This window comes from Nocardioides sp. zg-DK7169 (genome assembly GCF_013155365.1).
In the GTDB taxonomy this organism is placed as follows: domain Bacteria; phylum Actinomycetota; class Actinomycetes; order Propionibacteriales; family Nocardioidaceae; genus Nocardioides.
The window spans coordinates 275,667-301,867 of the sequence record NZ_JABJRA010000003.1; the positions used below are offsets into that span (position 1 = coordinate 275,667).

26 protein-coding genes are annotated in these 26,201 nt (G+C 72.7%); 14 read left to right on the plus strand and 12 right to left on the minus strand.

Annotated elements, in window-relative coordinates:
* The first annotated feature begins 15 nt into the window (after window positions 1–15).
* The gene (locus HOQ23_RS06380) at window positions 16–2,835 is read left to right on the plus strand and encodes an RNA helicase (protein WP_172212920.1); all 2,820 of its coding nucleotides are present in this window, start codon (window positions 16–18) and stop codon (window positions 2,833–2,835) included.
* Between the two features lie 91 nt (window positions 2,836–2,926).
* Here HOQ23_RS06380 and HOQ23_RS06385 read toward each other — a convergent pair whose 3' ends face one another.
* Both HOQ23_RS06385 and HOQ23_RS06390 read right to left on the minus strand, forming a co-directional pair.
* Window positions 2,927–3,586, minus strand: a complete 660-nt coding sequence (locus HOQ23_RS06385) for an SDR family oxidoreductase (RefSeq protein ID WP_172212922.1) — start codon at window positions 3,584–3,586, stop codon at window positions 2,927–2,929.
* Between the two features lie 166 nt (window positions 3,587–3,752).
* Complete coding sequence (locus HOQ23_RS06390) at window positions 3,753–4,688, minus strand: 5'-3' exonuclease H3TH domain-containing protein (protein ID WP_367650402.1); 936 nt, start codon at window positions 4,686–4,688, stop codon at window positions 3,753–3,755.
* Between the two features lie 42 nt (window positions 4,689–4,730).
* Here HOQ23_RS06390 and HOQ23_RS06395 point away from each other — a divergent pair, with 42 nt between their 5' ends.
* Window positions 4,731–5,183: an Lrp/AsnC family transcriptional regulator gene (locus tag HOQ23_RS06395; RefSeq protein WP_172213218.1), complete on the plus strand. Its 453-nt coding sequence runs from the start codon at window positions 4,731–4,733 to the stop codon at window positions 5,181–5,183.
* A 119-nt stretch (window positions 5,184–5,302) separates the two neighbouring features.
* Here HOQ23_RS06395 and HOQ23_RS06400 read toward each other — a convergent pair whose 3' ends face one another.
* The gene (locus tag HOQ23_RS06400; protein WP_172212924.1) at window positions 5,303–6,694 is read right to left on the minus strand and encodes a KamA family radical SAM protein; all 1,392 of its coding nucleotides are present in this window, start codon (window positions 6,692–6,694) and stop codon (window positions 5,303–5,305) included.
* Between the two features lie 141 nt (window positions 6,695–6,835).
* Here HOQ23_RS06400 and HOQ23_RS06405 point away from each other — a divergent pair, with 141 nt between their 5' ends.
* The 7 genes from HOQ23_RS06405 to HOQ23_RS06435 all read left to right on the plus strand — a co-directional run bounded on the left by HOQ23_RS06405 (window position 6,836) and on the right by HOQ23_RS06435 (window position 13,813).
* Complete coding sequence (locus tag HOQ23_RS06405; RefSeq protein WP_172212926.1) at window positions 6,836–7,882, plus strand: L-erythro-3,5-diaminohexanoate dehydrogenase; 1,047 nt, start codon at window positions 6,836–6,838, stop codon at window positions 7,880–7,882.
* Complete coding sequence (locus HOQ23_RS06410) at window positions 7,879–9,438, plus strand: lysine 5,6-aminomutase subunit alpha (RefSeq protein ID WP_172212928.1); 1,560 nt, start codon at window positions 7,879–7,881, stop codon at window positions 9,436–9,438. The genes HOQ23_RS06405 and HOQ23_RS06410 overlap by 4 nt, the downstream gene beginning before the upstream one ends.
* A complete protein-coding gene (locus HOQ23_RS06415; RefSeq protein ID WP_172212930.1) occupies window positions 9,435–10,175 on the plus strand; it encodes an OAM dimerization domain-containing protein in 741 nt (246 codons plus the stop codon). Before HOQ23_RS06410 ends, HOQ23_RS06415 begins: the two co-directional genes overlap by 4 nt.
* Entirely contained in the window at window positions 10,172–10,579 is a 408-nt protein-coding gene (locus HOQ23_RS06420) for a hotdog domain-containing protein (RefSeq protein ID WP_172212932.1), read from the plus strand. The genes HOQ23_RS06415 and HOQ23_RS06420 overlap by 4 nt, the downstream gene beginning before the upstream one ends.
* A gap of 431 nt (window positions 10,580–11,010) precedes the next feature.
* Window positions 11,011–12,561, plus strand: a complete 1,551-nt coding sequence (gene lnt, locus HOQ23_RS06425; RefSeq protein ID WP_367650403.1) for an apolipoprotein N-acyltransferase — start codon at window positions 11,011–11,013, stop codon at window positions 12,559–12,561.
* Window positions 12,558–13,352 carry a polyprenol monophosphomannose synthase gene (locus tag HOQ23_RS06430; protein ID WP_367650404.1) on the plus strand — a complete coding sequence of 265 codons (795 nt, stop codon included), beginning with the start codon at window positions 12,558–12,560 and terminating at the stop codon, window positions 13,350–13,352. The genes lnt and HOQ23_RS06430 overlap by 4 nt, the downstream gene beginning before the upstream one ends.
* Entirely contained in the window at window positions 13,349–13,813 is a 465-nt protein-coding gene (locus HOQ23_RS06435) for an FxsA family protein (protein WP_172212936.1), read from the plus strand. Before HOQ23_RS06430 ends, HOQ23_RS06435 begins: the two co-directional genes overlap by 4 nt.
* Before the next feature lie 21 nt (window positions 13,814–13,834).
* On the opposite strand, the gene HOQ23_RS06440 is transcribed toward HOQ23_RS06435, so the two are convergent.
* The 4 genes from HOQ23_RS06440 to HOQ23_RS06455 all read right to left on the minus strand — a co-directional run bounded on the left by HOQ23_RS06440 (window position 13,835) and on the right by HOQ23_RS06455 (window position 18,341).
* Entirely contained in the window at window positions 13,835–14,221 is a 387-nt protein-coding gene (locus HOQ23_RS06440) for an RNA polymerase-binding protein RbpA (protein ID WP_172212938.1), read from the minus strand.
* A 207-nt stretch (window positions 14,222–14,428) separates the two neighbouring features.
* Window positions 14,429–15,832: an MFS transporter gene (locus HOQ23_RS06445; RefSeq protein ID WP_172212940.1), complete on the minus strand. Its 1,404-nt coding sequence runs from the start codon at window positions 15,830–15,832 to the stop codon at window positions 14,429–14,431.
* The gene (locus tag HOQ23_RS06450; protein WP_172212942.1) at window positions 15,829–16,653 is read right to left on the minus strand and encodes a glycerophosphodiester phosphodiesterase; all 825 of its coding nucleotides are present in this window, start codon (window positions 16,651–16,653) and stop codon (window positions 15,829–15,831) included. Before HOQ23_RS06450 ends, HOQ23_RS06445 begins: the two co-directional genes overlap by 4 nt.
* Window positions 16,654–16,814: 161 nt before the next feature.
* Window positions 16,815–18,341 carry a UDP-N-acetylglucosamine 1-carboxyvinyltransferase gene (locus HOQ23_RS06455; RefSeq protein WP_172212944.1) on the minus strand — a complete coding sequence of 509 codons (1,527 nt, stop codon included), beginning with the start codon at window positions 18,339–18,341 and terminating at the stop codon, window positions 16,815–16,817.
* 91 nt (window positions 18,342–18,432) lie between these two features.
* On the opposite strand from HOQ23_RS06455, the gene HOQ23_RS06460 reads away from it, so the two are divergent.
* Entirely contained in the window at window positions 18,433–19,452 is a 1,020-nt protein-coding gene (locus HOQ23_RS06460; protein ID WP_172212946.1) for a zinc-dependent alcohol dehydrogenase family protein, read from the plus strand.
* A gap of 91 nt (window positions 19,453–19,543) precedes the next feature.
* Here the strand turns inward: HOQ23_RS06460 and HOQ23_RS06465 are convergent, their stop codons facing one another.
* From HOQ23_RS06465 to HOQ23_RS06475, 3 genes are all read right to left on the minus strand, one after another.
* Window positions 19,544–19,969, minus strand: a complete 426-nt coding sequence (locus tag HOQ23_RS06465; RefSeq protein WP_172212948.1) for a hypothetical protein — start codon at window positions 19,967–19,969, stop codon at window positions 19,544–19,546.
* Between the two features lie 92 nt (window positions 19,970–20,061).
* Window positions 20,062–20,382 (minus strand): Dabb family protein, encoded by a 321-nt coding sequence (locus HOQ23_RS06470; protein WP_172212950.1) that lies wholly within the window; start codon window positions 20,380–20,382, stop codon window positions 20,062–20,064.
* A 46-nt stretch (window positions 20,383–20,428) separates the two neighbouring features.
* Window positions 20,429–21,175, minus strand: coding sequence for an arylmalonate decarboxylase (locus HOQ23_RS06475; RefSeq protein ID WP_172212952.1), 747 nt, complete (start codon window positions 21,173–21,175; stop codon window positions 20,429–20,431).
* Window positions 21,176–21,267: 92 nt separating this feature from the next.
* Here HOQ23_RS06475 and HOQ23_RS06480 point away from each other — a divergent pair, with 92 nt between their 5' ends.
* From HOQ23_RS06480 to mraY, 4 genes are all read left to right on the plus strand, one after another.
* Entirely contained in the window at window positions 21,268–22,125 is an 858-nt protein-coding gene (locus HOQ23_RS06480; RefSeq protein ID WP_172212954.1) for a class I SAM-dependent methyltransferase, read from the plus strand.
* A gap of 9 nt (window positions 22,126–22,134) precedes the next feature.
* On the plus strand, window positions 22,135–22,965 hold the full coding sequence (locus tag HOQ23_RS06485; RefSeq protein ID WP_172212956.1) for an alpha/beta fold hydrolase: 831 nt from the start codon (window positions 22,135–22,137) through the stop codon (window positions 22,963–22,965).
* Between the two features lies 1 nt (window position 22,966).
* Window positions 22,967–23,578 carry a GrpB family protein gene (locus HOQ23_RS06490; protein WP_172212958.1) on the plus strand — a complete coding sequence of 204 codons (612 nt, stop codon included), beginning with the start codon at window positions 22,967–22,969 and terminating at the stop codon, window positions 23,576–23,578.
* 219 nt (window positions 23,579–23,797) lie between these two features.
* Complete coding sequence (mraY, locus tag HOQ23_RS06495; protein ID WP_172212961.1) at window positions 23,798–24,883, plus strand: phospho-N-acetylmuramoyl-pentapeptide-transferase; 1,086 nt, start codon at window positions 23,798–23,800, stop codon at window positions 24,881–24,883.
* Between the two features lie 59 nt (window positions 24,884–24,942).
* On the opposite strand, the gene HOQ23_RS06500 is transcribed toward mraY, so the two are convergent.
* Complete coding sequence (locus HOQ23_RS06500) at window positions 24,943–25,821, minus strand: hypothetical protein (protein WP_172212963.1); 879 nt, start codon at window positions 25,819–25,821, stop codon at window positions 24,943–24,945.
* Window positions 25,822–25,955: 134 nt separating this feature from the next.
* A complete protein-coding gene (locus HOQ23_RS06505; protein ID WP_367650405.1) occupies window positions 25,956–26,186 on the minus strand; it encodes an Arc family DNA-binding protein in 231 nt (76 codons plus the stop codon).
* Between the last annotated feature and the right edge of the window lie 15 nt (window positions 26,187–26,201).

Sequence of the window (26,201 nt, forward strand, 5' to 3'; positions counted from 1 at the left end):
GCGTAGGTTGGGCGCATGAGCGCCGACGAGCTGTCCCCGTCGGAGCGGTACGCGTCGTACCGACAGCACAAGAACCACCCCGTCCTGCGGGAGTTCCAGTCGCTGCACGACTTCCCGCTCGACGACTTCCAGCTGCGGGCCTGCCGCGAGATCGAGGAGGGCCGCGGGGTCCTGGTGGCCGCGCCGACCGGGTCGGGCAAGACGATCGTCGGCGAGTTCGCCATCCACCTCGCCCTGGAGACCGGGCGCAAGGCCTTCTACACCACCCCGATCAAGGCGCTGTCGAACCAGAAGTACCACGACCTGGTGGACCGCTACGGCCCGGACCAGGTCGGCCTGCTCACCGGCGACAACACCATCAACGGCGAGGCGCCGGTGGTCGTGATGACCACCGAGGTCCTGCGCAACATGCTCTACGCCGGCTCCCGGACCCTGCTCGGCCTCGGCTTCGTGGTCATGGACGAGGTGCACTACCTCGCCGACCGCTCCCGCGGCGCGGTCTGGGAGGAGGTGATCATCCACCTGCCGGAGTCGGTGGCGCTGGTGTCGCTGTCGGCGACCGTGTCCAACGCCGAGGAGTTCGGCGAGTGGCTGGCCACGGTGCGCGGCGAGACCGCCACCGTCCTGGAGGAGCGCCGCCCGGTCCCGCTGTACCAGCACGTCATGGTCGGGCGCCGGATGCTCGACCTGTTCGCCGGCTCCGACGTCGACGCCGCCGCCGGCTTCGTCAAGGAGGGCGCCGCGGTCAACGGCGAGCTGATGAAGGTCGCCCGCGACGACTGGGCCGCCACCCACGTGCGTGACCGCCGCTCCCCGCGCGGGCAGAAGCCCGGCCGGGGCGGCAAGCCCAGCGGTGCTGCGGGCGGGCGCCAGGTCGGCAACGGTCGCCGGGTCTGGGTGCCGAGCCGCGCCGAGGTCATCGAGCGCCTCGACCGCGACGGCCTGCTGCCCGCGATCGTGTTCATCTTCAGCCGGGTCGGCTGCGACGCGGCGGTGCAGCAGTGCCTGGCCAGCGGCGTACGCCTGACCTCCCCGGAGGAGCGCGACGCGATCTACGAATACGTCGAGGAGAGCTGCCGGCACCTGCCCGACGAGGACCGCCACGTCCTGGGCTACCACGACTTCCTCGACGGCCTGACCCGCGGCGTCGCGGCGCACCACGCCGGCATGCTGCCGGCGTTCAAGCAGTGCGTGGAGGAGCTGTTCACCCAGGGTCTGTGCAAGGTCGTCTTCGCGACCGAGACCCTCGCGCTCGGCATCAACATGCCCGCACGCACCGTGGTGATCGAGAAGCTGACGAAGTGGAACGGCGAGACCCACGCCGCGATCACGCCGGGGGAGTACACCCAGCTGACCGGGCGCGCCGGTCGCCGCGGCCTCGACACCGAGGGCCACGGCGTCGTGCTGTGGCAGCAGGGGATGAACCCCAAGGAGCTCGCCGGCCTGGCCTCGACCCGCACCTATCCGCTGCGCTCCTCCTTCCGCCCGTCGTACAACATGGCGGTCAACCTGGTCCACCAGTTCGGCCGCGCGCGCTCGCGCGAGCTGCTCGAGCAGTCCTTCGCGCAGTTCCAGGCCGACAAGGCCGTCGTCGGGCTGGCCCGCCAGCTGCGCAAGGCCGAGGACGCGCTGGACGGCTACCGAGAGGCGGCGACCTGCCACCTCGGCGACTTCATGGAGTACGCCGCGCTGCGCCGGCGGATCTCCGAGGTGGAGAAGGACGCCAGCCGGGCCCGCAAGGCCGACCGCCGCGTGGAGGCCATCGAGTCGCTGCGCGTGCTGCGTCCCGGCGACGTGATCCGGGTCCCGACCGGCAAGTTCGCCGGGTACGCCGTGGTGATCGACCCGGGCTGGTCGCCCGACGGCCCGCGCCCCTACGTCGTGACCGCCGACCGGCAGGCGCGGCGCCTGGCGATGATCGACTTCCCGACGCCGGTCGAGGCGCTGGGCAAGGTGCGGGTGCCGAAGAACTTCAACGGCCGCAACCCGCAGATGCGCCGCGACCTGGCCTCCGCGCTGCGCTCGCGCACCCACGACCTCGCCCCGCCGCCGCCCGGGCGCGGGGGCGGGGCCCGGACCGCGATGGCACAGTCGGGGGCCGACGAGGAGGTGGCCAGGCTGCGCGAGCAGCTGCGCGAGCACCCCTGCCACGCCTGCCCCGAGCGCGAGGACCACGCGCGCTGGGCCGAGCGCTGGCACAAGCTGCGCCGCGACGCCGACACCCTCAAGCGCCGTGTCGAGCAGCGCACGAACACGGTCGCGCGCCAGTTCGACCGGGTCTGCGACGTGCTCACCGCGCTGGACTACCTCGACGGCGACGAGGTGACGCCGCGCGGGCGGCACCTGATGCGGCTGTACTCCGAGCTCGACCTGGTCGCGGCCGAGTGCCTGCGCCACGGGCTGTGGGACGACCTGTCGCCCTCCGAGCTGGCCGCCGCGCTGTCGGTGCTGGTCTTCGAGGCGCGTCGTCCCGACGACGCCTCCGCGCCCCGGCTGCCGGGCGGTCGCGCCCGCGAGGTGATCGGCGAGATGGTGCGGGTCTGGGGCGAGCTCGACCGCCTCGAGAAGGACCACCGCCTCGACTTCCTGCGCCAGCCCGACCTCGGGCTGGCCTGGACGGCGTACCGCTGGAGCGAGGGCGACGACCTCGACGACGTGCTGCGCGCCAGCGAGCTGGCCGCCGGCGACTTCGTGCGCTGGATGAAGCAGCTGCTCGACCTCGCCGGCCAGGTCGCCAACGCCGCCGGCGACTCCCCGGTGCGGCACACCGCGCGCGAGGTCATGGACCGGGTACGCCGCGGCGTGGTCGCCTCCGGCGGGCTCGCCGAGGACTGAGCGACCCCCGCGTCCCGACCTGGTGGGTCGGGCCGCGGGGGCCTGCTGCGTGTGTGCGGGGCGGTCCTGTTGGGCGCGCCTCGGGCTTGCCTCAGGCGGAGGCGGCGGCGACCGCGTCGGCGACCGGGGTGGAGCCGTTGACCAGGCTCCACTGGTGACCGATGCTGCCGGGGGCGTCGAGCACCGCGGCCGCGACCGCGGCCACGTCGGCGCGGGTGACCGGGCCGGGCTCCACCCGGTCGGCCAGCTCGACCTCGCCGGTGGCGGGGTCGTCGGTGAGCATCCCGGGGCGCAGGATCGTCCAGTCCAGGCCGCTGTCGCGCAGCGCCTTGTCGGCGTCGCGCTTGGCCTCGACGTAGGCCTTCCACACCGGCGCGGTGTCCTCCGGCAGCGGGTCGTCGACCCCGATCGCGGAGATCTGCACGAAGCGACGGATCCCCGCGCGCTGCGCCCCCTCGATCGACTTCAGCGAGCCCTCGAGGTCGACGGTGCGCTTGCGCTCGATGTTGCCGTCCGGGCCGCCACCGGCGGCGAAGACCACCGCAGCGCACCCCTCGAACGCCTCCGCGAACGCCGCGGAGTCCTGGCGCTCGATGTCGAGCAGGCGCACCTCGGCGCCCTGTGACTCCAGCTCCGCGCGGTACTCCTCGCGGCGCACCAGCGCCACCGGGGTGTGCTCGCTGCGGCGCAGCACGTGGATGAGCTGTTGGGCCACCTGTCCGTGGCCCCCGACGATCGCGATGCGGTCCATGGGGTCACGCTACGAGGGGGCTGGTGAGGGTGGCGGGTGCGTGCCGAGGTCGACGTTTGGTCCCCAACGACAACAAAACCGGGGTCAGAGCTGTCGTTGGGGACCAAACGTGACGGTTTCCAAGACCCCGTGGGCCCAGCCCCGGGCCCACGGCGGCGCCGTTGCCTCAGCCCGCGAGCGCCTTGAGCAGTCGCTCGGTGGGGGACTCCAGGCCCCATCGGGCCGCCAGCTCGCGCACCCGGTCGGGGTCGGCGGGGGTGCTCGGCAGGGCGTAGCCCTCGCGGGGCAGGTCCAGGTCCCGCGCGACCGCAACCACCTGGGGTGCGACGGCGAGGTAGTCGGCGGCGGCCTTGATCTTGGCCCGCGGCGCGGGGCCCATGCCGGAGCCGGGGTCCGCCGCGGCCGCCAGGATGCCGGGCATGTCGCCGTACCGCTCGAGGAGGGTGGCCGCGGTCTTCTCGCCCACGCCCTTCACCCCGGGCAGGCCGTCGGAGGCGTCGCCGCGCATGGTGGCGAAGTCGGCGTACTGGGCGGCGTCGACGGCGTACTTGGTCCGCACCCAGTCGTTGTCGACGCGCTCGTGCTTGCTGATGCCGCGGGCGATGTAGAGGACCCGGACCTCCGCCTCGTCGTCGACGACCTGGAACAGGTCGCGGTCCCCGGTCACCACGTCGACCGGGCGCCCCGCGCCGGTGGCGAGGGTGCCGATGACGTCGTCGGCCTCGTAGCCGTCCGCGCCGACGACCGCGATGCCGAACGCCGCGAGCACGTCGCGGATGATCGGCACCTGCACCTGCAGCGGGTCCGGGACGACCTCGACGTCGGGTGCCTGGTCGACCTCCTCCTCGACGCGGTGGGTCTTGTACGTCGGGACCAGGTCGACGCGCCATTGCGGGCGCCAGTCGTTGTCCCAGCAGCACACCAGCTCGGTCGGGCGGTACTCCTCGACCAGTCGGGAGATGAAGTCCATCAGGCCACGTACGGCGTTCACGGGGGTGCTGCCGTCGGGCGCGAGGATTTCCGGTACGCCGAAGAAGGCGCGGAAGTACATCGACGCGGTGTCGAGGAGCATCAGGCGGCCGGCTGTCTGCGGTTCGGTCACGATCGGATCCTCCCACGCCCCTGTGGCACCCTGAGGGACGTGATCGCCGCCGAGGTCGAGACCACCGACCGCAAGATCCTCCAGCTGCTGGCCGCAGACGGCCGGATGTCCTACACCGACCTCGGCCGCGCGACCGGGTTGTCCACCTCGGCGGTGCACCAGCGGGTCAAGCGGCTCGAGCAGCGCGGCCTGATCCTCGGCTACGGCGCCACCCTCAACCACGAGGCGCTCGGCCTGCCGCTCACGGCGTTCATCTCGATCCGCCCGATCGACCCCTCGCAGCCCGACGACTGCCCCCAGCGGCTGCGCGACGTCCCCGAGATCGAGTCGTGCTGGTCGGTGGCGGGGGAGGAGTCCTACATGTTGAAGGTCCGCTCCGCGACCCCGGCCGCGCTCGAGGACCTGCTGGCCCGGATCCGCACCGCCGCCAACGTCTCCACGCGCACCACGATCGTGCTGTCGACGTACTACGAGAACCGGCCGGTCACCGGCTGACCGGTGCGCCGGCTCGGCGTCTCCCTGCGGGGTCCTGGACCCCACGTTTGGTCCCCAACGACAACAAAACCGGGGTCGAAACTGCCGTTGGGGACCAAACGACGCACTTTTCGGCGCCCTCAGCCGTGCCGCGCCCACCAGGCCTGTCCGTCGGGCGGGAGGGTGTGGATCGGGTCGTAGTACTCGAAGCGGCGTCCCAGGGCGTCGGGGTCGGCGGCCTCGATCGAGGTGCGGTAGTTCTTCGTCCAGTAGGAGATGCCGCGCTCGGTGTCGTAGTCGGCAAGCTGGTGGACCCAGCGCTTGCCGACGAAGGGGACGTCGCAGACGATCCGCGGGGTGGCGAAGCCGGGGAGGTAGCCCATGATCTGGTGCTGCAGGCGCTGGGAGTGGGCCACCGAGACCCGCCAGTGCTCGCTGAACGGGATCATGTCGCACATGTAGAAGTAGTAGGGCATCACCCGGGCGTCGTCGAGGAGCCGGAAGCACAGGTCGAGCAGGGCGTGCGGGTCGTCGTTGACGCCGGCCAGCAGGACGCCCTGGTTGCGCACGTCGCGCAGCCCGGCGTCGAGCATCGCGCCGCTCGCGCGGGCGACGAGCGGGGTGATCGACTGGGCGTGGTTGGCGTGGGTGTGGATCGCCAGCGACACCCCGCGGCCGCGGGCGAGCTCGGCGGCCCGGGCCACGCCGGCGACGACCTCGGGCTGGAGCCAGTGCTGGGGCAGCCCGACGAGGGCCTTGGTGGCCAGCCGGACGTCGCGGATGGTGTCGATCTCCAGCAGCCGGGTCAGGAAGTCCTCCAGGCGCGGCCACGGCATGTTCGCGACGTCGCCGCCGGAGACCACGACGTCGCGCACCTGCGGCGTACGGCGCAGGTAGTCCAGCATCGCGTCCAGCCGGCTGACCGGCTTGAGCTCGAAGCGCAGCTTGTCGACCACCGGGGTGGAGGTGCCGACCAGGTCCATGCGCGTGCAGTGTCCGCAGTACTGCGGGCAGGTGGGCAGCAGCTCGGCGAGCACCTTGGTCGGGTAGCGGTGGGTGAGCCCCTCCACCGCCCACATGTCGTGCTCGTGCAGCGAGTCGCGGCTCGCGTGCGGGTGTGAGGGCCAGTCGGTGCGTCGGTCGGAGAAGACCGGGATCATGTAGCGGCGAACCGGGTCGGCGTAGAACGCCGCGGTCAGCGACCCCGGCCCGCCCGGCTCGGTGTACGGCGCCATCGTGTTGAGCATCTGCGGCGGCACCAGCATCGACATGGTGGCGCGCTCGGCCTGGTCGCGCGCCAGGTCGTCGTAGAAGACGTCGTCGACCAGGTCGCCGAGCAGCTCGCGCAGCTGGCGCAGGTTCTTCACGCAGTGCGCGCGCTGCCACTGCACCGACTCCCACTGCTCCACCCCCACGTCGCGCCACCCCGGGAAGCGGGTCCAGTCGGGCTCCACGAGCTCGGTGCGCAGGTAGGCGTAGGGCTGCTCGCTGCGCGGGCCTTCCGGGCGTGGAGTGGTGACGTGGACGGTCATGGGCGGCCTTCCGGCTGGCGCGGACACGGAGGGCGCGGTCGTTGTGTGACCTGCGCCATATCTGCCACAGTAGGAGCGAATCGTCCTGCACGTCCACCCGCACGCCGAAGGATTTCCCGTTGACTCGCACAGAAGGCGGAGATGCCCATGCCCACGCTGCTCACCAGTGACCCCACCGGGCGGCACCGTGTGCGCGACGAGCGGGCGGTCCTGCCGCAGGCCGCCGAGCGCCTCGACGCCCGCCGCGAGCTGTGGCCCGACGAGGTCCGGGTGCGCGTGGAGCGGCTCAACCTCGACGCGGCCTCCTACCGCCAGCTGGCCGAGGCCCACGACGGGGACGGCGCCGCCGTACGCCGTGCGGTGCTGGCGATCATCGCCGAGCGCGGCAAGATGCAGAACCCGGTGACCGGCTCCGGCGGGATGCTCGTCGGCACCGTGGAGGAGGTCGGCCCGGAGTCCCCGCTCGGCCTGCGGGTCGGGCAGCGGGTCGCGACGCTGGTCTCGCTGAGCCTCACCCCGCTGGTGGTGGAGGACGACCTGGCCCGCTGGGACGGCCTCGGCGAGCAGGTGCCGTGCGACGGCTACGCCGTGCTGTTCGGCCGCTCGGTGGCCGCGGTGCTGCCCGAGGACCTGCCCACCGCGCTCAGCCTCGCGGTGATGGACGTGTGCGGCGCCCCGGCGCTGACCCGGCGCGTCGTCGCGCAGTACGCCGCCCCGACGGTCGCCGTGCTCGGTGGCGGCGGCAAGTCGGGCTCCCTCAGCCTGGCCGCCGCCCGCGAGGCCGGGGCGGCCCGCACGATCGCGGTCGTCCCGGACACCGCGGAGACCCGACGCCTCGCGGCCACCGGCCTGGCCGACGAGGTGGTGGTCGCCGACGCCCGGGACCCGCTCGCGCTGCGCGACGCGGTCACCGGGGCCGGCGGGCCCGCGGACGTGACGGTGGTGTGCGTGGACGTCCCCGGCTGCGAGGGCGGCGCCGTGCTGTCCACCGCGGAGCGGGGCACGGTCGTGTTCTTCTCGATGGCCACCTCGTTCTCGGCCGCCGCGCTCGGCGCCGAGGGTCTGGCCGCCGACGTCACCATGCTGGTCGGCAACGGCTACGTGCCGGGGCACGCGGCGTACGCCCTGGACCTGGTGCGGCGCCACCCCGGCGTCGGCGAGCTGCTGAGCGAGCGGGTGGGCCGGTGAGCGCGCTGGACCTCGACCCCACCACGATCCGCCAGGCCCGTGAGCTGGCCCGGCGCGCCGGCGAGCCGATCGTGCGGATGGCGCGCGAGCACACCACGGTCGCGGTGGAGCGCGCCACGCTCCGGCTGGCCGGTCTCGCCGGCGCCGACGCCGAGGGGACGCCCTGGGTCAACCGGCTCGCTGACGCGGTGCGCGACGAGGTCGGCCTCGAGCACGGCGTCGCACTGCCGGTGTGGGACGCGCTGCTGCGCGGCGAGGCCGACGACCTCGGCGCGCTGGCGCAGAAGGCCGCGGTCGGCTCGGTGTCCTTCCGGCTGCCCACGGGCGCCGACGCGGACCGGGCCCGGACCGCCTCGAGCGCCGTTGTCGCGGAGGGGCTGGCCCGCATCGACCGTCGCCGTGACGAGCGCGAGCAGCTGATCCGGACCCACGGCGACGCGCCCAGCAAGCCGTGGATCTACCTGATCGTGGCCACCGGCGACATCCGCGAGGACATCCCGCAGGCCCAGCAGGCCGCACGCGAGGGCGCGGACGTGATCGCGGTGATCCGCTCCACCGGGCAGAGCCTCCTGGACTACGTGCCCGAGGGGGAGACCCACGAGGGCTTCGCCGGCACCTACGCCACCCAGGAGAACTTCCGACTGATGCGCGCCGCGCTCGACGAGTCCAGCCGCGAGCTGGGCCGCTACGTGCGCCTGACCAACTACGCCAGCGGGCTGTGCATGCCCGAGATCGCCGTCCTGGCCGGGCTGGAGCGCCTCGACATGATGCTCAACGACTCGATGTACGGGATCCTGTTCCGCGACATCAACCCGGTGCGCACCTTCGTGGACCAGCGCTTCAGCCGCCAGGTGCACGCCCGCGCCGGGATCATCATCAACACCGGCGAGGACAACTACCTCACCACCGCGGACGCGGTCGAGGCGGCGCACACGGTCACCACCAGCCAGCTGCTCAACGAGTACTTCGCCAAGGAGGCCGGGCTCGAGGACTGGCAGCTCGGCCTGGGCCACGCCTTCGAGATCGACCCCGACCTGCCGGACTCGTTCTGCCTCGAGCTCGCCCACGCGATGCTGGCCCGCGAGCTGTTCCCGGACGCACCGCTGAAGTGGATGCCGCCGACGCGGCACATGACCGGCGACGTGTTCCGCGGCTACCTCCTCGACGGGTTCTTCAACCTCGCCGGGGCGCTTACCGGCCAGGGCATCCTGCTCGTGGGGATGATGACCGAGGCGGTGGTGACGCCGTGGCTCTCCGACCGCGACCTGGCGCTGCGCAACGTCCGCTACGTCCTCGAGGCCGCCGGCGGGCTGCGCGAGGACTTCCGCCCGGCACCCGACGGCCTGATCGTCACCCGCGCCCGGCAGGTGCTCGGGGAGTCGGTCGACCTGCTCACCCGGATCACCGCCCACGAGCACGGCCTGCTCGACGCCATCGCCGACGGCACCTTCGGGCTGATGCGCCGCCCCGCCGACGGCGGACGCGGCCTGGACGGCGTCGCCGAGAAGGCCGACGGCTACCACAACCCCGCCACCGACCTGCTGGAGGAGTCATGATCGTGCGCCCGTACGGCGACACCACGGGGGACGGGATGGTGCAGGTCAGCTTCACCCTGCCGATCCCGCACTCCAAGGTCGCGGAGGGAGCGGCCGCACAGCTCGCGGCCAAGATGGGCATGGACCCCGCGATGGTGGTCCACGCCCGCCCGATGGGCCCGGGGTTCACCTTCTTCGTGGTCTACGGCCGGGTCTCCCACCTCGTCGACACCGACGCCGTCGAGGTGGTCGAGCGCGACTACCCGCTGCTCACGCCCGCGGAGGTGAACACCGCGATCCGGCGCTCCCTGCGCCGGCGGATGGTGGTCGTCGGCGCCTGCGTCGGCACCGACGCCCACACCGTGGGCATCGACGCGATTTTGAACGTCAAGGGGTTCGCGGGGGAGAAGGGGTTGGAGTACTACCGCGAGATCAAGGTCGTGAACCTCGGCGCGCAGGTCGACGTCGAGCAGCTGCTGGCCCGGGCGGTCGAGGAGGGCGCGGACGCCGTCCTGGTCTCCCAGGTCGTCACCCAGCGCGACGCCCACCTGCTGCACGCCCGTCAGGTCGCCGCGGCGTTCGCCGCGGCGTACCCCGACGGCGGGCGCCCGCTGCTGGTCGTCGGCGGGCCGCGGTTCGAGGAGTCGGCCGCCGCCGGGCTGGGCGTGGACCGCGTCTTCGGCAGGGGTACGACGCCCGGCGAGGTCGCCTCCTTCCTGGCCGACCGCGTCGCCGCGCGCGCGGAGCTCGCCCGGTGAACGGGGCGCCGGAGCCGGGCATCCGGGTGGTGCACCGGCGCTACGTCCCGCACAGCCACGCGCACTACGCCGGCAGCCTGGTCGACGGCGCCTACGGTCTCGGGCTGTTCGGCGACGTGGCGACCGAGATGTGCATCCGCACCGACGGCGACGAGGGCCTGTTCGCCGGGTACGCCGAGGTCTGGTTCCTGGCGCCGGTCCGTGCCGGCGACGTGGTCGAGGCGAGCGCCGAGCTGGTCGCGGTGGGCTCCCGGTCACGGACCCTGGAGCTGGCCCTGCACGTGGTCGCGCGCGGGTGCGGCAGCACCGAGCAGCCGGGGGCCGCGCAGCTGCTGGCCGAGCCGATCCTGGCCACCACCGCCCGCGGCACGGTCGTCGTCCCGGGCACCCGCCGCGAGGGGTGACCCCATCTCACCCCTGCGCATTAGCACAGCCGGGTGGGTGTCGTGCGCCACTTCGCGGCGCCCCGTCGCAGTGGTCTGGAATCGGTGCAAATTGTGGGTAGCCACCAGCACGCCGCTGACCTGCGAGGACACCCGTTCGTGCAGGTCAGCGTGGTGTTGACAGCCGCGCGGCGCAGCCGCCACTGTGAGGCGTCCGCCCGTGCAGATCGTGGCCGGTGGACCGACGTCCGAGTGGCTGTGTCGGAGGGTGTGGGTGCCAGGCACCTGTTCGACATTGTTCGCGGAGGTCGGTTCGCCCCATGGGGCGGGCACGGGAGGAACCCGGACCCCCTAGACAACAACCTCGTGGTCGGCAGCCAGCCGGGCGCGGGTTGGACCGAAGGGTTTCGGGCTCCTCCCGTCGCTCTGCGACGCCCCGGTACCGTGGTGTCGTGCTGAAGCGGACCGCCCTGGCCCTCGTCGCCGGTCTGGCCCTCGCCCTGGCCTTCGAGCCCGTCGCCCTGCCGGTGCTGCTGCCCGTCGGCGTCGCCGGGTTCGCCCTCGCCACCCGCGGCCTGCGCGCGCGCAGCGGCTGGGTGCCCGGGCTGGTCTTCGGCGTGGCGTTCTACTACACCCACATCTGGTGGATGCGCTCGGTCGGCACCGACGCCTGGCTGGCGCTGGCCGGCATCGAGGCGCTCTTCTACGCCCTGCTCGGCTCGGTGGCCGCGGTGCTGCACCGGCGCGCCTGGTGGCCGCTGTGGCTGGCCACCGCGTGGGTCTCGATGGAGGTGTGGCGCAGCGGCTGGCCGTTCAGCGGCATGCCCTGGGGCCGGCTCTCCTTCGGGGTCGTGGACACCCCGGTCGCCGACGCGCTGCCCTACGTCGGTGCGGTCGGCGTCTCCTTCGTCCTCGCGCTCGGCGGCACCCTGCTCGCGGCGCTGGTCCTCGAGCGGGACCGCGCGCGCCGGGTGGTGGCCGGCGTCCTGGTCGCGGGCGTCGCGCTGCTCGCCGTACCGGTGGTGGTGCCGTGGTCGGCGACGCCGACCGGCGAGGTCACCGTGGCCGCGGTCCAGGGCGACGTGCCCGGTCCCGGCAACGACATCCTCTACGACGCCCCCGGGGTGACCCGCAACCACGTGGACGCCACGATCGAGCTGGCGCGCGAGGTCGCCGCGGGCGAGGCGCCGCGTCCGGACTTCGTGGTCTGGCCGGAGAACTCCACCGCCTCGGACCCGTTCCGCGAGGGCGAGATTCGCGACGGCATCGAGACGGCCGTGGCGGCCATCGGGGTGCCGGTGCTGGTGGGCGGCCTGGTCGACGGCGGGCCCGGCAACGTGCTCAACCAGGGCATCGTGTGGGACCCCGGGACCGGTCCAGGGGAGCGCTACACCAAGTGGCACCCGGTGCCGTACGGCGAGTGGATCCCGTTCCGCGACTTCTTCACCGCCCAGTTCGGCCGCCTCGCCATGGTCCCGCGCGACATGCTCTCCGGCACCCGCACCTCCCCGCTCGACATCGCCGGTGTCCCGGTCGCGGACGCGATCTGCTTCGACATCGCCTACGACGACGGCATCTACGCCCAGGTCGAGGAGGGTGCGGAGATGCTGGTCGTGCAGACCAGCAACGCGACCTTCATCCACACCGACCAGATCGACCAGCAGTTCGCGATCACCCGGATGCGCGCCCTGGAGACCGGCAAGTACGCCGTCGTCGCGGCGACCAACGGTGTCTCGGGCGTCATCGCCCCCGACGGCACCGTGGTGGCCAGCGCCGCCCCGCGCACCCAGGAGGTCCTCCTGGAAAGCATCGAGCTGAACGACGCCGTCACCCCGGGCGTCCGCCTGGCGCCCTGGATCAGCGCCTTCTGCCTCGTCGCCACGGGCCTCGCGCTGCTCGCCGGACTGGTCCCGTATCGTCGACGGGTCCGGCCGGCTCCGGCCGACGGCGACTCCCGCGAGCTCGTCACCGCCGGCAGTCCCCGAGGAGAGTCCCGATCGTGAGCAGTGGCACCACCCCCGACAGCGGGACCGCCGCCGGCACCGGTCCGTCGGGACGCACGGTCATGGTGCTGCCGACCTACAACGAGGCCGACAACCTGGCCTGGATCGTGGGCCGCCTGCACGCTGCCGAGCCCGAGGTCGACGTGCTGGTCGTCGACGACGCCTCGCCCGACGGCACCGGCGACGTCGCCGACGAGCTGGCCGGCACCGACCCGCGGGTGCACGTGGTGCACCGCACCGGCAAGGCCGGCCTGGGCGCGGCGTACCTGGAGGGCTTCGCGCACGCCCTCGAGGCCGGCTACGACGTCATCGGCGAGATGGACGCCGACGGCTCCCACCAGCCCGAGCAGCTGCACCTGCTGCGCGCGGCGCTCGCGGACGCCGACCTGGTGATCGGCTCGCGCTGGGTGCCGGGCGGCACGGTCGTGAACTGGCCGCTGCGCCGCCAGCTGCTCTCGCGCGGCGGCAACCTGTACGTGCGCCTGCTGCTGGGGATCCCGGTGCGCGACGCGACCGCCGGCTACCGGCTCTACCGCCGTACCACCCTGGAGCGCCTCGACCTGGACACCGTGCAGTCCACCGGCTACGTCTTCCAGACCGAGCTGGCCGCCCGCACGCTGCAGGCCGGGCTGCGGGTGCGCGAGGTGCCGATCGAGTTCGTGGAGCGCGAGCGCGGGGACTCCAAGATGAGCGGCGCGGTCGCCGCGGAGTCGCTGCGCCGGATCACCACCTGGGGCCTGCGGGAGCGGGCCGCGCAGGTCAGGAGGGCACTGGCACGATGGACCCCATGAGCACGCGCCGACCCCGCACCCGCTGGGTGCTCCTGTTCCTCTTCGTGCTGCTGCCGGTGGCCGAGCTGTTCGTGATCGTGCAGGTCGCCCAGGAGATCGGTGCGTGGTGGACCATCGCGCTGCTGATCCTGGGCAGCGTCGTCGGGTCGGCGATCATCCGGCACGCCGGCACACGCGCCTGGACGGCGCTGGGCACGTCGCTGTCGAACGGGCGGATGCCGGCCCGCGAGATCGCCGACGACGCCCTGGTGCTGGTCGGCGGCACCCTGATCGTGTTCCCCGGGTTCATCACCGACGTGCTCGGCGTGCTCCTGGTGCTGCCGTTCACCCGGCCGTTGTTCCGCCGCCTGCTCGTCGGGCTGGTCACCTCCCGCGTGGTCGTCATCGGCACCCCCACACAGCGACGCCCCGGACCCGGATCCGAGGGATCCGTGGTCCGGGGCGAGGTCGTGGACGACTGACGCCGTCCGCGCCGGCTCGGCTCAGGCCGTGGCCTTGCGCTTCTTGGCGTTCGCGCGGTGCAGGTGCGCGGGGCCGATCTCGCCGCCGCGCAGCAGCTCCAGGCGCTCCTTGAGGATGTCCTCGAGCTCCTTCTCGGAGCGGCGCTCGAGCAGCATGTCCCAGTGCGTGCGGGCCGGCTTCTCGACCTTCTCCTCGCGCTCGATGCCAGCGGTGCTCAGCGCCTCGGCGCCACAGCGCGGGCACTCCCACACGGCGGGGATGTCGGCCTCGACCGACATGGTGATCTCGAACTCGTGGTTCTGCGGGCAGCGGTACCCGACCTGCTGGCGCGCCGCGAACTCGATGCCGCGCTCGTCCTCGAAGCTCTGGCCGCCGAGTCGGGCTCCACGCAATGTGCGCTCTGCCATAGAGACGCCTCCGTTCTGTTCCCCGTGTAGCGGTGACTGGAGTCGGGACCCGGCTCCAGAAGTCTTCAACGTTACTGAGCGGTCGAGGATTCCGACAATCGACGGTAACCCGGTGTGGTCCGACGTAACCCCTGACACGTCGCGACCCGGCTCGGCGGTGACGCCGGGCCGGGGTCGGTGCGGGGTCGGTGCGGGGTCGGGACCCGCTCAGGACCGGGGAGGGGTGGTCACCAGCGCCGAGTCGCTGCGGACGCCGCTGCGCACCGGCAGCAGCAGGAGCAGGCCGAGCAGGAGCACCGAGACGATGCCGAGGATCCCCCAGTGCTGGGCGTCGTCGACGTCCGCGACGCCGGTCAGCTTCGCCCCGATCCAGATCGAGCCGGCGAACGCCGCGGGCGCCAGGAAGCTCACCGCGCGGCCGGTGGTGGCGTAGAGCCCGAAGACCTGGCCCTCCCGGCCGGCCGGGATCAGCCGGGCGAGGAAGGTGCGCGAGGCGGACTGCGCGGGGCCCACGAAGATGCAGAGCGTCAGTCCGCACACCCAGAACGTCGTCGTCCCGCCGTCGTGGAGGAAGAAGATCAGGACGCCGGCGAGGAGCATCACGCTCAGCGACAGCACGATGACCCGCTTCGGCCCGATCCGGTCGTCGAGGTGGCCGAAGGCGATGGTGGCGACACCGGCGACCACGTTGGCGGCGATGCCGAACACGATCACCCCGCTGTCGCTGAAGCCGAAGACCTTGGCCGCGATCACCGCGCCGAAGGTGAAGACGCCCGCGAGGCCGTCACGGAAGACCGCCGAGGCGCCCAGGAAGTAGACGGTGTTGCGGTCGGTGCGCCACAGGTCGGCCACGGTCGCGAAGAGGGCGCGGTAGGAGGCGATCACGCCGGTCCGCGGGCCGCGGGGACCGCGCTGGGAGCGGTCGTCGCGCAGGGTGAGGATCAGCGGCAGCGAGAAGACCAGCGTCCAGGCCGCGCAGAACAGCATCGTCACCCGGACGTCGAGGCCCTCCTCGGAGGTCACCCCGAACAGGCCCACGTCCGGGCTGATCAGCCCGAAGTAGACGATCAGCAGCAGCACGATGCCGCCGAGGTAGCCCAGGCCCCAGCCGAGCCCCGAGATCCGGCCGACCGTGGCCGGCGTCGAGATCTGGTTGAGCATCGCGTTGTAGTTCACCGAGGCGAACTCGAAGAACACGTTGCCCGCGGCGAGCAGCAGCAGGCCCAGCCACAGGTAGTCCGGGGACGGCTTGACGAAGAACAGCCCGAGCGTCGCCAGGATCACCAGGCCGGTGTTGACGGCCAGCCAGAACGTACGCCGTCCCGAGCGGTCCGCGCGCTGGCCGCTGATCGGCGCGAACAGCGCGATCAGCAGGCCGGCGCCGGCCAGCGCCCAGCCGAGCTTGGAGGACGCGCCGGGGCCGAAGTCGTCGGAGGTGATGTAGACGCTGAACACGAAGGTCGTGATGACGGCGTTGAACGCCGCCGAGCCCCAGTCCCACAGCCCCCAGGCGTACACGGGCCAGCCGTAGCGGTCGCGCCCTCCGCGGGGCGGGCCGGCGGGGGTGGTGCTGCCGGCGTCGGTCCCGCCGGGCGGCTGGGTGGTCGTCATGCGTGGTCCCTCCGCTGGTCCATCCACTGGCCGCGCTCGACGAGCACGTCCCTCAAGGTGTCGGTGCGGTCGGTGAACAGCCCGTCGACGCCGAGGTCGAGCAGCTCGCGCATCTCGTCGGCGTCGTCGATCGTCCACACGTGCACGTGCTTGCCGGCCGCGTGCGCGCGGCGTACCAGCCCGGCGTTGGTGAGCGGCCAGGGCCCGCGGCGGTGGGGGACCTGCAGGGCCGCCACCCGTCCGCGCGTCACCAGGTCGGCCAGCCTCCCGCTGGGCAGGAACCGGAAGGCCAGGACCTCCAGCGGGTGCGCGGAGGTCGGCACCCGGTGCGCGGTCAGCTCGCGGAAGCGGGTGAGCCGGCGCGGGGAGAAGGACCCGACGAGCACCCGGTCCCAGGCGTCGTGGGTGTCGATGAGCTCGGCCAGCGCCGCGACGGCGCCGTCGGCCTTGAGGTCGATGTTGAACAGCGCGTCCGGGAACTCCTCGAAGAGCCGCGCCAGCGTCGGCACCTCCTCGCGACCGCCCACGAGGGCCTGGCGGACCTCCGCGTAGGTCAGCGAGGCGATCTCCCCGCGCTGGTCGGTGACCCGGTCCAGGACCCGGTCGTGGAAGGCGAGCACCATCCCGTCCCGCGTCACGTGCACGTCGGTCTCGAGGTAGCGGTACCCGAGCGCCACGGCGTGCTTGAACGCGGCCAGGGTGTTCTCGAGCCCGTCGATCTCCGGGTGGTAGGCCCCGCCCCGGTGCGCGAACGCCAGGACCTCGCGCCGTCCCGCGACCGTGTCGAGGTAGGCGTGCCCGGTGTGCGGCCGTGTGCTCACCGGAGCAGTAAACACCCCTGCGGGCCGCCCGGTGCCGCACGGGCCCGGTGGGCCGGAAATGTCGTCGTTTGGTCCCCAACGGCAACGCAAAGGGCCGTTTTGTTGTCGTTGGGGACCAAACGTGGGGGTCTTCGGGGCCGCAGCGGCCCGTCAGGCGACCCTCAGATGTCGCGGAAGGACTCGATCTGCGCACCCAGCAGGTTCAGCCGCTGGGCCAGGTCCTCGTAGCCGCGGTGGATCACGTAGGTGCTGCGCAGCACCGAGGTGCCCTTGGAGGCCAGCATCGCCAGCAGGATCACCACGGCCGGGCGCAGGGCAGGGGGGCAGACCAGCTCGGTGCCGGTGAAGGAGGTCGGGCCCTCGATCATCACCCGGTGCGGGTCGAGCAGCTTGACGTTGCCGCCGAGCTTGTTGAGGTCGGTGAGGTAGATCGCGCGGTTCTCATAGACCCAGTCGTGCAGCAGGGTCTGGCCCTCGGCGACGGCGGCGATCACCGCGAAGAACGGCAGGTTGTCGATGTTGAGGCCCGGGAACGGCATCGGGTGGATCTTGTCCAGCGGCGCGTGCAGCGTGGAGGGCTTGGTGGTGATGTCGATGAGCCGGGTGTGGCCGTTGCGCGCGACGTACTCGGGGGTGGCGTCGTAGCGGAAGCCCATCTCCTCCAGCAGCGCCAGCTCGATCTCGAGGAACTCGATCGGCACCCGCTGGATGGTGATCTCCGACTGGGTCACGATCGCGGCGGCCAGCAGCGACATCGCCTCGATCGGGTCCTCCGACGGCGCGTAGTCCACGTCGACGTCGATGACCTCGCGGCCGGTGACGGTCAGCGTGGTGGTGCCGATGCCCTCGACCGTGACGCCGAGGCGCTGGAGGTAGAAGCAGAGGTCCTGGACCATGTAGTTCGACGAGGCGTTGCGGATGACCGTGGTGCCGGGGTGCAGGGCCGCGGCCATCAGCGCGTTCTCGGTGACGGTGTCGCCGCGCTCGGTGAGCACGATCGGGCGCGTCGGGGCGACGTTGCGGTTGACCTGGGCGTGGTAGAGCCCGTCGGTGGCCTTGACCTCCAGGCCGAAGGGGCGCAGCGCCGACATGTGCGGCTCGACGGTGCGGGTGCCGAGGTTGCAGCCGCCGGCGTACGGCAGCTCGAAGTCGTCGGCGCGGTGCAGCAGCGGGCCGAGGAACATGATCACCGAGCGGGTACGACGGGCCGCGGCCTCGTCGATCTGGCTCAGGTCGAGGTCGCGCGGCGGGATGATCTCGAGGTCGTTGTCGTCGTTGAGCCAGCGGGTGGTCACGCCCAGGCTGCTGAGCACCTCGAGCAGCCGGTTGACCTCCTCGATGCGCGCGACCTTGCGCAGCACGGTGCGACCCCGGTTGAGCAGCGAGGCGCACAGCAGCGCGACGCCGGCGTTCTTGGAGGTCTTCACGTCGATGGTGCCGGAGAGCGTGGTGGGACCGGTCACGCGCAGGTGCACGGGGCCGGCGCCGACGGCGACGATCTCGGAGTCCAGTGCGGCGCCGATGCGCGCGAGCATCTCCAGGGAGAGGTTCTGGTGACCCTTCTCGATCCGGTTGATCGCGCTCTGGCTGGTGGCCAGCAGGTCGGCGAGCTGGGTCTGGGTAAGACCACGGTGCTTGCGGGCGTCACGGATGAGATTGCCGATGCGGCCCTTGTAGTCCTCACTCATGTCGACCACGGTAACTCACATGTGAGATATGGCAATTCGCGCCGCGCCCGGCCGTGCCGAGCCGCTCACGGGCGGGTGCAAGGATGCTCGCATGCGTGCCACGACGATCCACGGACCCCGCGACATCCGCGTCAGCGAGGTCCCGGACCCCACCCTCGAGCTGCCCACCGACGCCATCGTCCGAGTCACGGCAGGCTGCATCTGCGGCTCCGACCTGTGGCCCTACCGCGGCGAGAACCCGATCACCGAGGGGGCCACGATCGGCCACGAGTGCATCGGCGTGGTCGAGGCGGTCGGCGCCGACGTACGCGAGATCCGCGTCGGCGACCACGTGGTGGTGCCGTTCTGCCACTGCGACAACACCTGCGCCCACTGCCGCGCCGGCGCTCAGTCGGTCTGCACGAACCTCGGCATGACCGTCTCCGGGCAGGCCGAGCTCGCCCGGGTCACCCAGGCCGACGGCAGCCTGGTCAAGATCGGCGACGACGCCCCGGACCCGGCGCTCGTGCCCTCGCTGCTCGCGCTCAGCGACGTGATGCCCACCGGCTGGCACGCCGCCGTCAGCGCCAACGTCACGCCCGGGTCGACCGTGGTCGTCGTCGGCGACGGCGCGGTCGGGCTGTGCGGCGTGCTGGCCGCCTCCACGATGGGCGCCGAGCGGGTGATCGCGATGTCGCGCCACGCGCGGCGCCAGGAGCTGGCCCGCGCGTTCGGGGCCACCGACATCGTCGCCGAGCGCGGCCGCGAGGGCGGGGCGATCGTCAAGGAGCTCACCGGCGGCATCGGCGCCGACGCGGTCCTGGAGTGCGTCGGCACGGACGACGCGATGCGGACGGCGTTCGGCGTGGCCCGCCCCGGCTCGATGGTCGGGTTCGTCGGCGTGCCGCACGGCGTCGAGCTGCCGGTGCGCACGATGTTCTCCAAGAACGTCGGCCTGCGCGGCGGGATGGCGCCGGTGCGCCGCTACCTGCCCGAGCTGCTCGAGCTGGTCCTGGCGGGCCGCATCGAACCCGGTCGGGTCTTCGACGCGCGGGTCGGCCTGGACCAGGTCGCCGAGGGCTATCGGGCGATGGACGAGCGCCGCGCGATCAAGGTGCTCGTCGAGCCCTGAGCCGGATCGGCCTCGCGGCCGCTCCCCGGACGCGCAAGACCCCGCCCCTCTGCTGCGAGGGGCGGGGTCTTGTCGATGCGTCAGTCGCGGGTCAGCGGATGTCCTTCGGGGAGGACGCCATCATCGCGACGCCGAGCAGCAGGGTGATGCCGCCGGCGATCTCGCTGACCATCGTGCCGGTGGTCGCGTCGTCGAAGATGCCGGCGAGGAGCGAGGCCAGGCCGCACAGGCCGGTGATCACGAGCAGCGGGATCCGGGCGATGTCGACCTTGAGCGCCAGGATCGCCATCAGCGCGACGGTGGCCAGGATGCTGGAGCGGTAGCCGTCGTACATCCCGTCGTGGTCGTTGGGGAAGATCAGCCAGGCGCAGAGCATCAGGGCGATCGAGCCCGAGAGCGCGATCACCCAGCCGAGCGGGGCCACGACGGGCGGCAGCGGCTCGACCGGGACGTAGGTCGTCGTCTCGGCCTTGGCCGGTGTCGTCGGGGCGTCGGTGCGGCGGACGGGCGTGCTCACAAGGATCTCCTCGGCAGATGTCGGAACGCGGCTGAGTCTAGTGACCGGCCGCTCCCGCGCTCGGGCGGGTCGGCCCCGGGCGGGGCGGGTGCTCAGACCAGGGCGCCGGGGGCGGGCTCGGCGGCGTCGACCTGGAGGAAGGTCTTGCTCGCCAGGACCGGCCCGATGACGGTCTTGACGACCTCGACGTGCGCCGGGTGGGTGCTGTAGGCCTCCCAGTCGGCGCGCGAGTCGAAGGTCATCACGAACAGGACGTCGGAGTTGCCCTCCTTGATGCCGGCGTCGAAGACGACGCGGGCCGAGCGCAGCCCGTCGATGCGGCCGAGCAGCGAGCCGAGGCCCTCGGAGATGGCGGTGCGGTCGGCCTCGGTGGCCTCGTCGGTGAGCGTCAGGACGCCGATGTGCTGGAACACGGGGTTGTCTCCTGGGGTCGGGGCGGGATGGGGGAGCAGCGGGTGCTCAGTGCAGCTCGAGCAGCGAGCCGTGGCCGACGACCTTGTCGTCGATGCCGTTGGCGCGCAGCGCGTGCCAGATGGTGGCGACGTTGATCGCGATGACCGGCTTGCCGAGCTCCTTCTCGAGCTCCGCGGCGACCGCGACCGCCTCGAGGTTGGTGCCGCACTGGATCAGGGCGTCGACGTCGGGACCGTCGACGGCCAGGAACGCCTCGCGGATGGTCTCCGGCGTCTCGTCGGCGATCGAGGTCGCCGAGGCCGAGCACAGCCCGGTGATCGCGGCGACCTCGAATCCGAGCTCGGTGAAGTAGGCGACGACCTGCTCGTCGCCGACCGGCTGGTACGGCGTGACCACGCCGATCCGCCGGGCGCCGAACGCCTTGAGCGCCTCACCGGCGGCGGTCGCGCCGGTGCTGACCTCGAGGCCGGTGAGGTCGCGGACGTTCTGCTCGAAGGCCGCGTTGCCCGCGACGCCGCCCCAGAAGGTCTCGGCCGACATGCCCATCACGATGTAGTCCGGCTGCGCGGTCATCACGATCTCCAGGGCGTCCGGCAGCGCCTCGTTGAGGCACTCGCGGAACTTCCCGAACGCGTCGGCGGAGTCCAGCGCCGGCGCCTTGATCATGATCCGGCCGGTGTGCCAGGACAGGTCACGCGGACGGATGTGGTGGTACTCGCGCTCCACCGAGGTGTTGGTGGAGGGGATGACCAGCGCGAGCTTCGGGCCCTTGACGACGGCGGCAGCACTCATGGCAAAGAAGATATCGGATATACGATCCGCTGTCTCGGGACCTTCGGCCCGGCTTCGGTCCCGTGCACCCGTGCGGCTGCTTCGATGGCGCGATGAGCACAGCGGCGGGGGAGCGCGGCGGGAACGCCGAGGACAGGACCGGGCACTGGTCGGGGATCGCACAGGCATACGCCGCGTCGTTCGCGTCCCTGTGCCACGGCGGTGTGCCGGGACTGCTGGACGCGGCGGAGGCGGCCGCCGGGGCGGGCGGGCTGATGGGTCGGCGGCTGCTCGACGTCGGCACGGGCACCGGCGCCGTCGCGGCCGAGGCGGTACGCCGCGGCGCGGCGGTGACCGCGGTCGACCCGGACCCCGAGCTGCTCACGCTCGGCGCCGCGGCGTTCGAGGGCCCCACGCTGCTCGCGGCCCTGCCGGACCTGCCGTTCGGCGACGCGTCGTACGACGTGGTCGTGGCGGGGTTCGTGGTCAACCAGCTCGGCGACCCGCGCGCCGGCGTGCGCGAGCTGGTGCGGGTCGCCTCGACCGCGGTGGCGGTGACGATCTGGCCGTCCGGGCCGCGACCGAGCGCGACGCTGCTCGAGGAGACGCTGCGGCGCGCGGGCGCGCAGCCGCCGCCGGGCACCCGGCTGCCGGCGGAGCTCGACTTCGAGCGCAGCGTCCCCGGGCTCGGTGCCCTGCTGCAGGAGGCCGGGCTCGCCGACGTGGTCACCGCCGAGCTGCGCTTCCCGTGGCGGATCGCGCCGCAGACCTGGTGGACCGGCATCGCCGGGGGAGTCGGCGTGGTCGGGCGCACCTACCTCGCCCAGGACGACGCGGGGCGGGCCCGGCTGCGCGCGGCGTACGACGACGTCGTGGGCGAGCGGCTCGCCGACCAGGCGCGGCAGGGCCGCTCCGGGACCGAGCTGGACCTCGACGAGGTGGCCGTCGTGGCCGCCGGTCGCCACCCCTAGGCTGGGCGCGTGACCAGCGCCGCGACGTCCACCAGCTCGACCAGCCCGACCGAGACCGCGATCCACAGCACCGAGGTCGGCGACAGCGGCGCCCGGGTGGTCTTCCTGCACGGGCTGTTCGGGCAGGGACGCAACTTCACGCAGGTCGCGAAGGCGCTGCGCCCGGAGTTCCGCTCGCTGCTGGTCGACCTGCCCAACCACGGCCGCTCGGAGTGGACCGAGCGTTTCGGGTACGCCGAGACCGCCGACCTGGTCGCCGAGCACCTGCGCGCGGGCTTCGCGGCCGACGGCCCGGTGCACGTGGTCGGGCACTCGATGGGCGGCAAGACCGCGATGCAGCTGGCGCTGCGCCACCCCGACCTGGTCGACCGGCTGGTCGTCGTGGACATCTCGCCGGTGCCGAGCGGCGGCACGGGGGAGTTCGAGCACCTCCTCGACAGCCTCGCCGGGCTCGACCTGGACGCGATCGAGCGGCGCAGCGACGCCGACGAGCGGCTCGCCGACCCGATCCCGGACGAGCGGGTGCGCGGCTTCCTCCTGCAGAACCTGCGCTCCGCCGACGGCGGCTTCCACTGGCAGCCCAACCTCGCGCTGCTGCGCCGCGACCTGCCCGACATCGGCGGCTGGCCCGAGATCGACGCCCGCTTCGACCACCCGGTGCTGTGGCTGGCCGGCGAGCGCTCGCCGTACGTGCGCCCCGAGCACGAGGACGCGATGCGCGCGCTCTTCCCGCGCACCCGGCTGGCCACCATCAAGGGGGCCGGTCACTGGGTGCACTCCGAGCAGCCCGAGGCGTTCATCTCCGCGTTGCGGGTCTTCCTCGGGGCTGCGGCGAGCTGAGGTGGTCACCCGCCTCGACGTCGTCACCTTCCACGACCCGCCGGTGCCGGCAGGGGAGTCGCCCTGGGTGCCCGGCGCGGGCCCGTCGCCCGCCGTCGCCGTCGTCGCGCCCGACCCCGCCTGGCCGGGTCGGTACGACGAGCTCGCCACCCGGGTGCGGGAGGCGCTCGGCGCGCGGGTGCTCTCGCTGACCCACGTCGGCTCCACCGCGGTGCCCGACCTGCCCGCCAAGCCGATCATCGACATCGACCTGGTGCTCGCCGACCCCGCCGAGGAGGCGGCGTACGTCCCGGCCCTGGCGGCGGTCGGCTTCGAGCTGCGGGTGCGCGAACCGTGGTGGTTCGAGCACCGGTTGCTGCGCGCCTCCGATCCGGCCTGCCACCTGCACGTCTTCGGCCCGGACAGTCCCGAACCGATGAAGCACCGGATCTTCCGCGACCGGCTGCGCACCCACCCCGTCGACCGCGACCTCTACGCCCGCACCAAGCGCGCCGCCGCCGACGCCGCGCACGCCGCCGGTGAGCACAGCATGGAGTACAACGCCCGCAAGGAGGCCGTCGTGCGGGAGATCTGTCAGCGCGCGTTCGTCGCCGCCGGGCTGCTCGAGGGCTGAGTAACCCCCCACGTTTGGTCCCCAACGACAACATTTCGGGGCCAGATGTTGTCGTTGGGGACCAAACGTCGGTGTCAGCGGACCCCGTCGGGTCCCAGCAAGACCCCGGCGAGCCGCGTGTCGAAGGACCACCGCGCGTCCGGTCTGTCCCAGAATGACCCGCGGATCTGCTCCCGGCTCGACGGGGTTCGACCATCCTGAGCGAGCCGAGGGGGCCGCATGCGGGTCATCGTGCTGAGCGGTGCGCTGGCCGTGGTCTGCGCGTTGCTGGGGACCCGGCTGGCCATCGGCTGGTTCACCCGGCACGGCTTCGGCCAGCCGATCCGGGACGACGGCCCGCTGACCCACCACGTCAAGCGCGGCACGCCCACGATGGGCGGCGTGGTCATCGTGGTCGGCGCGACCGCGGCGTACCTCGCGGCGACGTTCCTGACCGGGAACCGTCCGAGCGCCAGCGCGTGGCTGCTGCTCCTGCTGTTCGCCGGCTGCGGCGCGGTGGGGTTCCTCGACGACTTCATCAAGGTCTACCGCCAGCACAACCAGGGGCTGCGCGGCCGGGCCAAGATCGCCGGCCAGACCGCCGTCGCGCTGGGGTTCGGGGTCCTGGCGACGCTGTTCTTCGCCGACGACAGGGGAATGCACCCGGCGTCGCAGCACCTCTCCACGACGCACGACTGGGGCATCAAGCTCCCGGTCGTCGTGGTCCTGCTGCTGATCTGGTTCATCGTGACCGCGACCTCCAACGCCGCGAACCTCACCGACGGCGCCGACGGGCTGCTCGCCGGGATCTCCGCGATGGTCTTCGGCGCCTACGTCCTGGTCAACGTCTGGCAGAACAACCAGCGCTGCGGGTCCACGCGGGCCGCGGTCGTCGAGGCGCAGTGCTACGAGGTGCGCGACCCGCTGGACCTCGCGGTGTTCTCCGCGGCCATCGCCGGTGCCTGCATCGGTTTCCTGTGGTGGAACGCCAAACCGGCACGGATCATGATGGGCGATGTCGGCTCGCTGGCCCTTGGCGGTGCCCTGGCCGGCCTGGCGATCATGTCGCGCACCGAGCTGCTGATGGCCGTCATCGCCGGGGTGTTCGTCCTCGAGGCGATGTCGGTGCTGATCCAGGTCGGCTATTTCAAGCTCACCAAGCGGTTCACCGGCGTCGGCCGCCGCGTCTTCCGGATCACCCCGATCCACCACCACTTCGAGCACCTGGGCTGGGACGAGGTCAACGTCGTGATCCGCTTCTGGGTGATCGCCGGGACGTGCGTCGCCGCAGGCCTCGGGATCTTCTACACCGCCTGGCTGGCGTGAGCGATCCAGCCCCTCTCGACCGCCATCCGAATATCGCCGATAACTGACATTATGTCAGGTTATGAAGATCGAAGGTCCCTCCCGCCCTCCTCCGTCGCCTCGGGTGAGAACGCCAGGCGCCCCAACGACAGGTCCGACGCACGCAACCCCTGGGCCGCGGACGCACCGGTGCGCACCCAGGTCTGGGCGGCCGCGGCGTGGGTCCGGTTCAGGCTGCGCGCACTGAGCGGCAGCCCGCGCGCATAGACGCTGCCGTTGCGGGTCCCGGGCCGCAGCGTCACGAACATCGCCCGGACCCGGTCCGAGACCACGACCTGTTCGCGTACGGCGAGCCAGGCGCGCACGGCCTCGAGGGCATGGCCCGGCAGGGCGAGCGGGAGCAGGTACGGCGCGCCGGGGCCGGGCGGGTTGCGCCACAGCTCGGCGACGACACCGTCGGCGGAGACGCTCCGGTCGCTCAGGCTGGCGATCTCGCCGACCCACAGGCCCGCGGACGCCAGCGCGGCGGCCGCCCACGTGCGGGTGCCGGCCTCACTGGTGTCGTGGCGCAGCCAGGTGAGGAAGGCGCGTCGCGACGCGCCCTCGGTCCAGCCGCGCTCGGGCGCCGTACCGACCCCGGGCACCGGCCCGTCGAGGCCCACGATCGCGCCGAGCTCTCGCAGCACCGAGCTGCGGACCCGCATGGACGCCTCCGTGGACGGCCGGGCATGGCCACCTCGGCTGCGCAGCGTGCCGGCGGCCGCCATCGTCAGGTAGGTGCGGGCGCGTTCGCCACCCAGCCAGGCGACGCACTCGGGCGCGTCGTCGCCGCCCAGGGCCCGGGCGCGGTGGATCTCCCCCACCACCCAGGTCACCTGGCGCGCGCGGCCCGCACCGGCGCGCTGCGTCGCCGTGCTCGCGGCCGCCCACAGCCCGCACCCGCCGTCCCTGCACTCCACCCGCCGAACCGTAGCCGTGGCCACCCCCAGGGCCTCCCCTGCTGGTGCCCGCGCAGCGAAGCTGCGGCCGACCGATTTCCCTGGAGGCTCGCCGGTTGCGTCTGTTATCTCAGCACGGTGCTCCCAGCACTCGGTCAGTCCGGCGGCGGCTCGCCCCGGTCGTCCCTGCCCGAGTCGTTCTTGTCGGGGTCGTCCTCACGCAGCCGCCCCGCGCGCACCAACGCGTCGTGGAGGATCTTCTCGATCTGGGCATTGACCGAGCGCAGCTCGTCGTCGGCCCAGCGGCGTACCGCGTCGGCCACGGGCCGGCTCAGCCGGAGCGGGATCTGCTTGCGCTCCGGCCGGCCGGGCACTCCGCGGGGCACGTCGCGTCCTCGGCC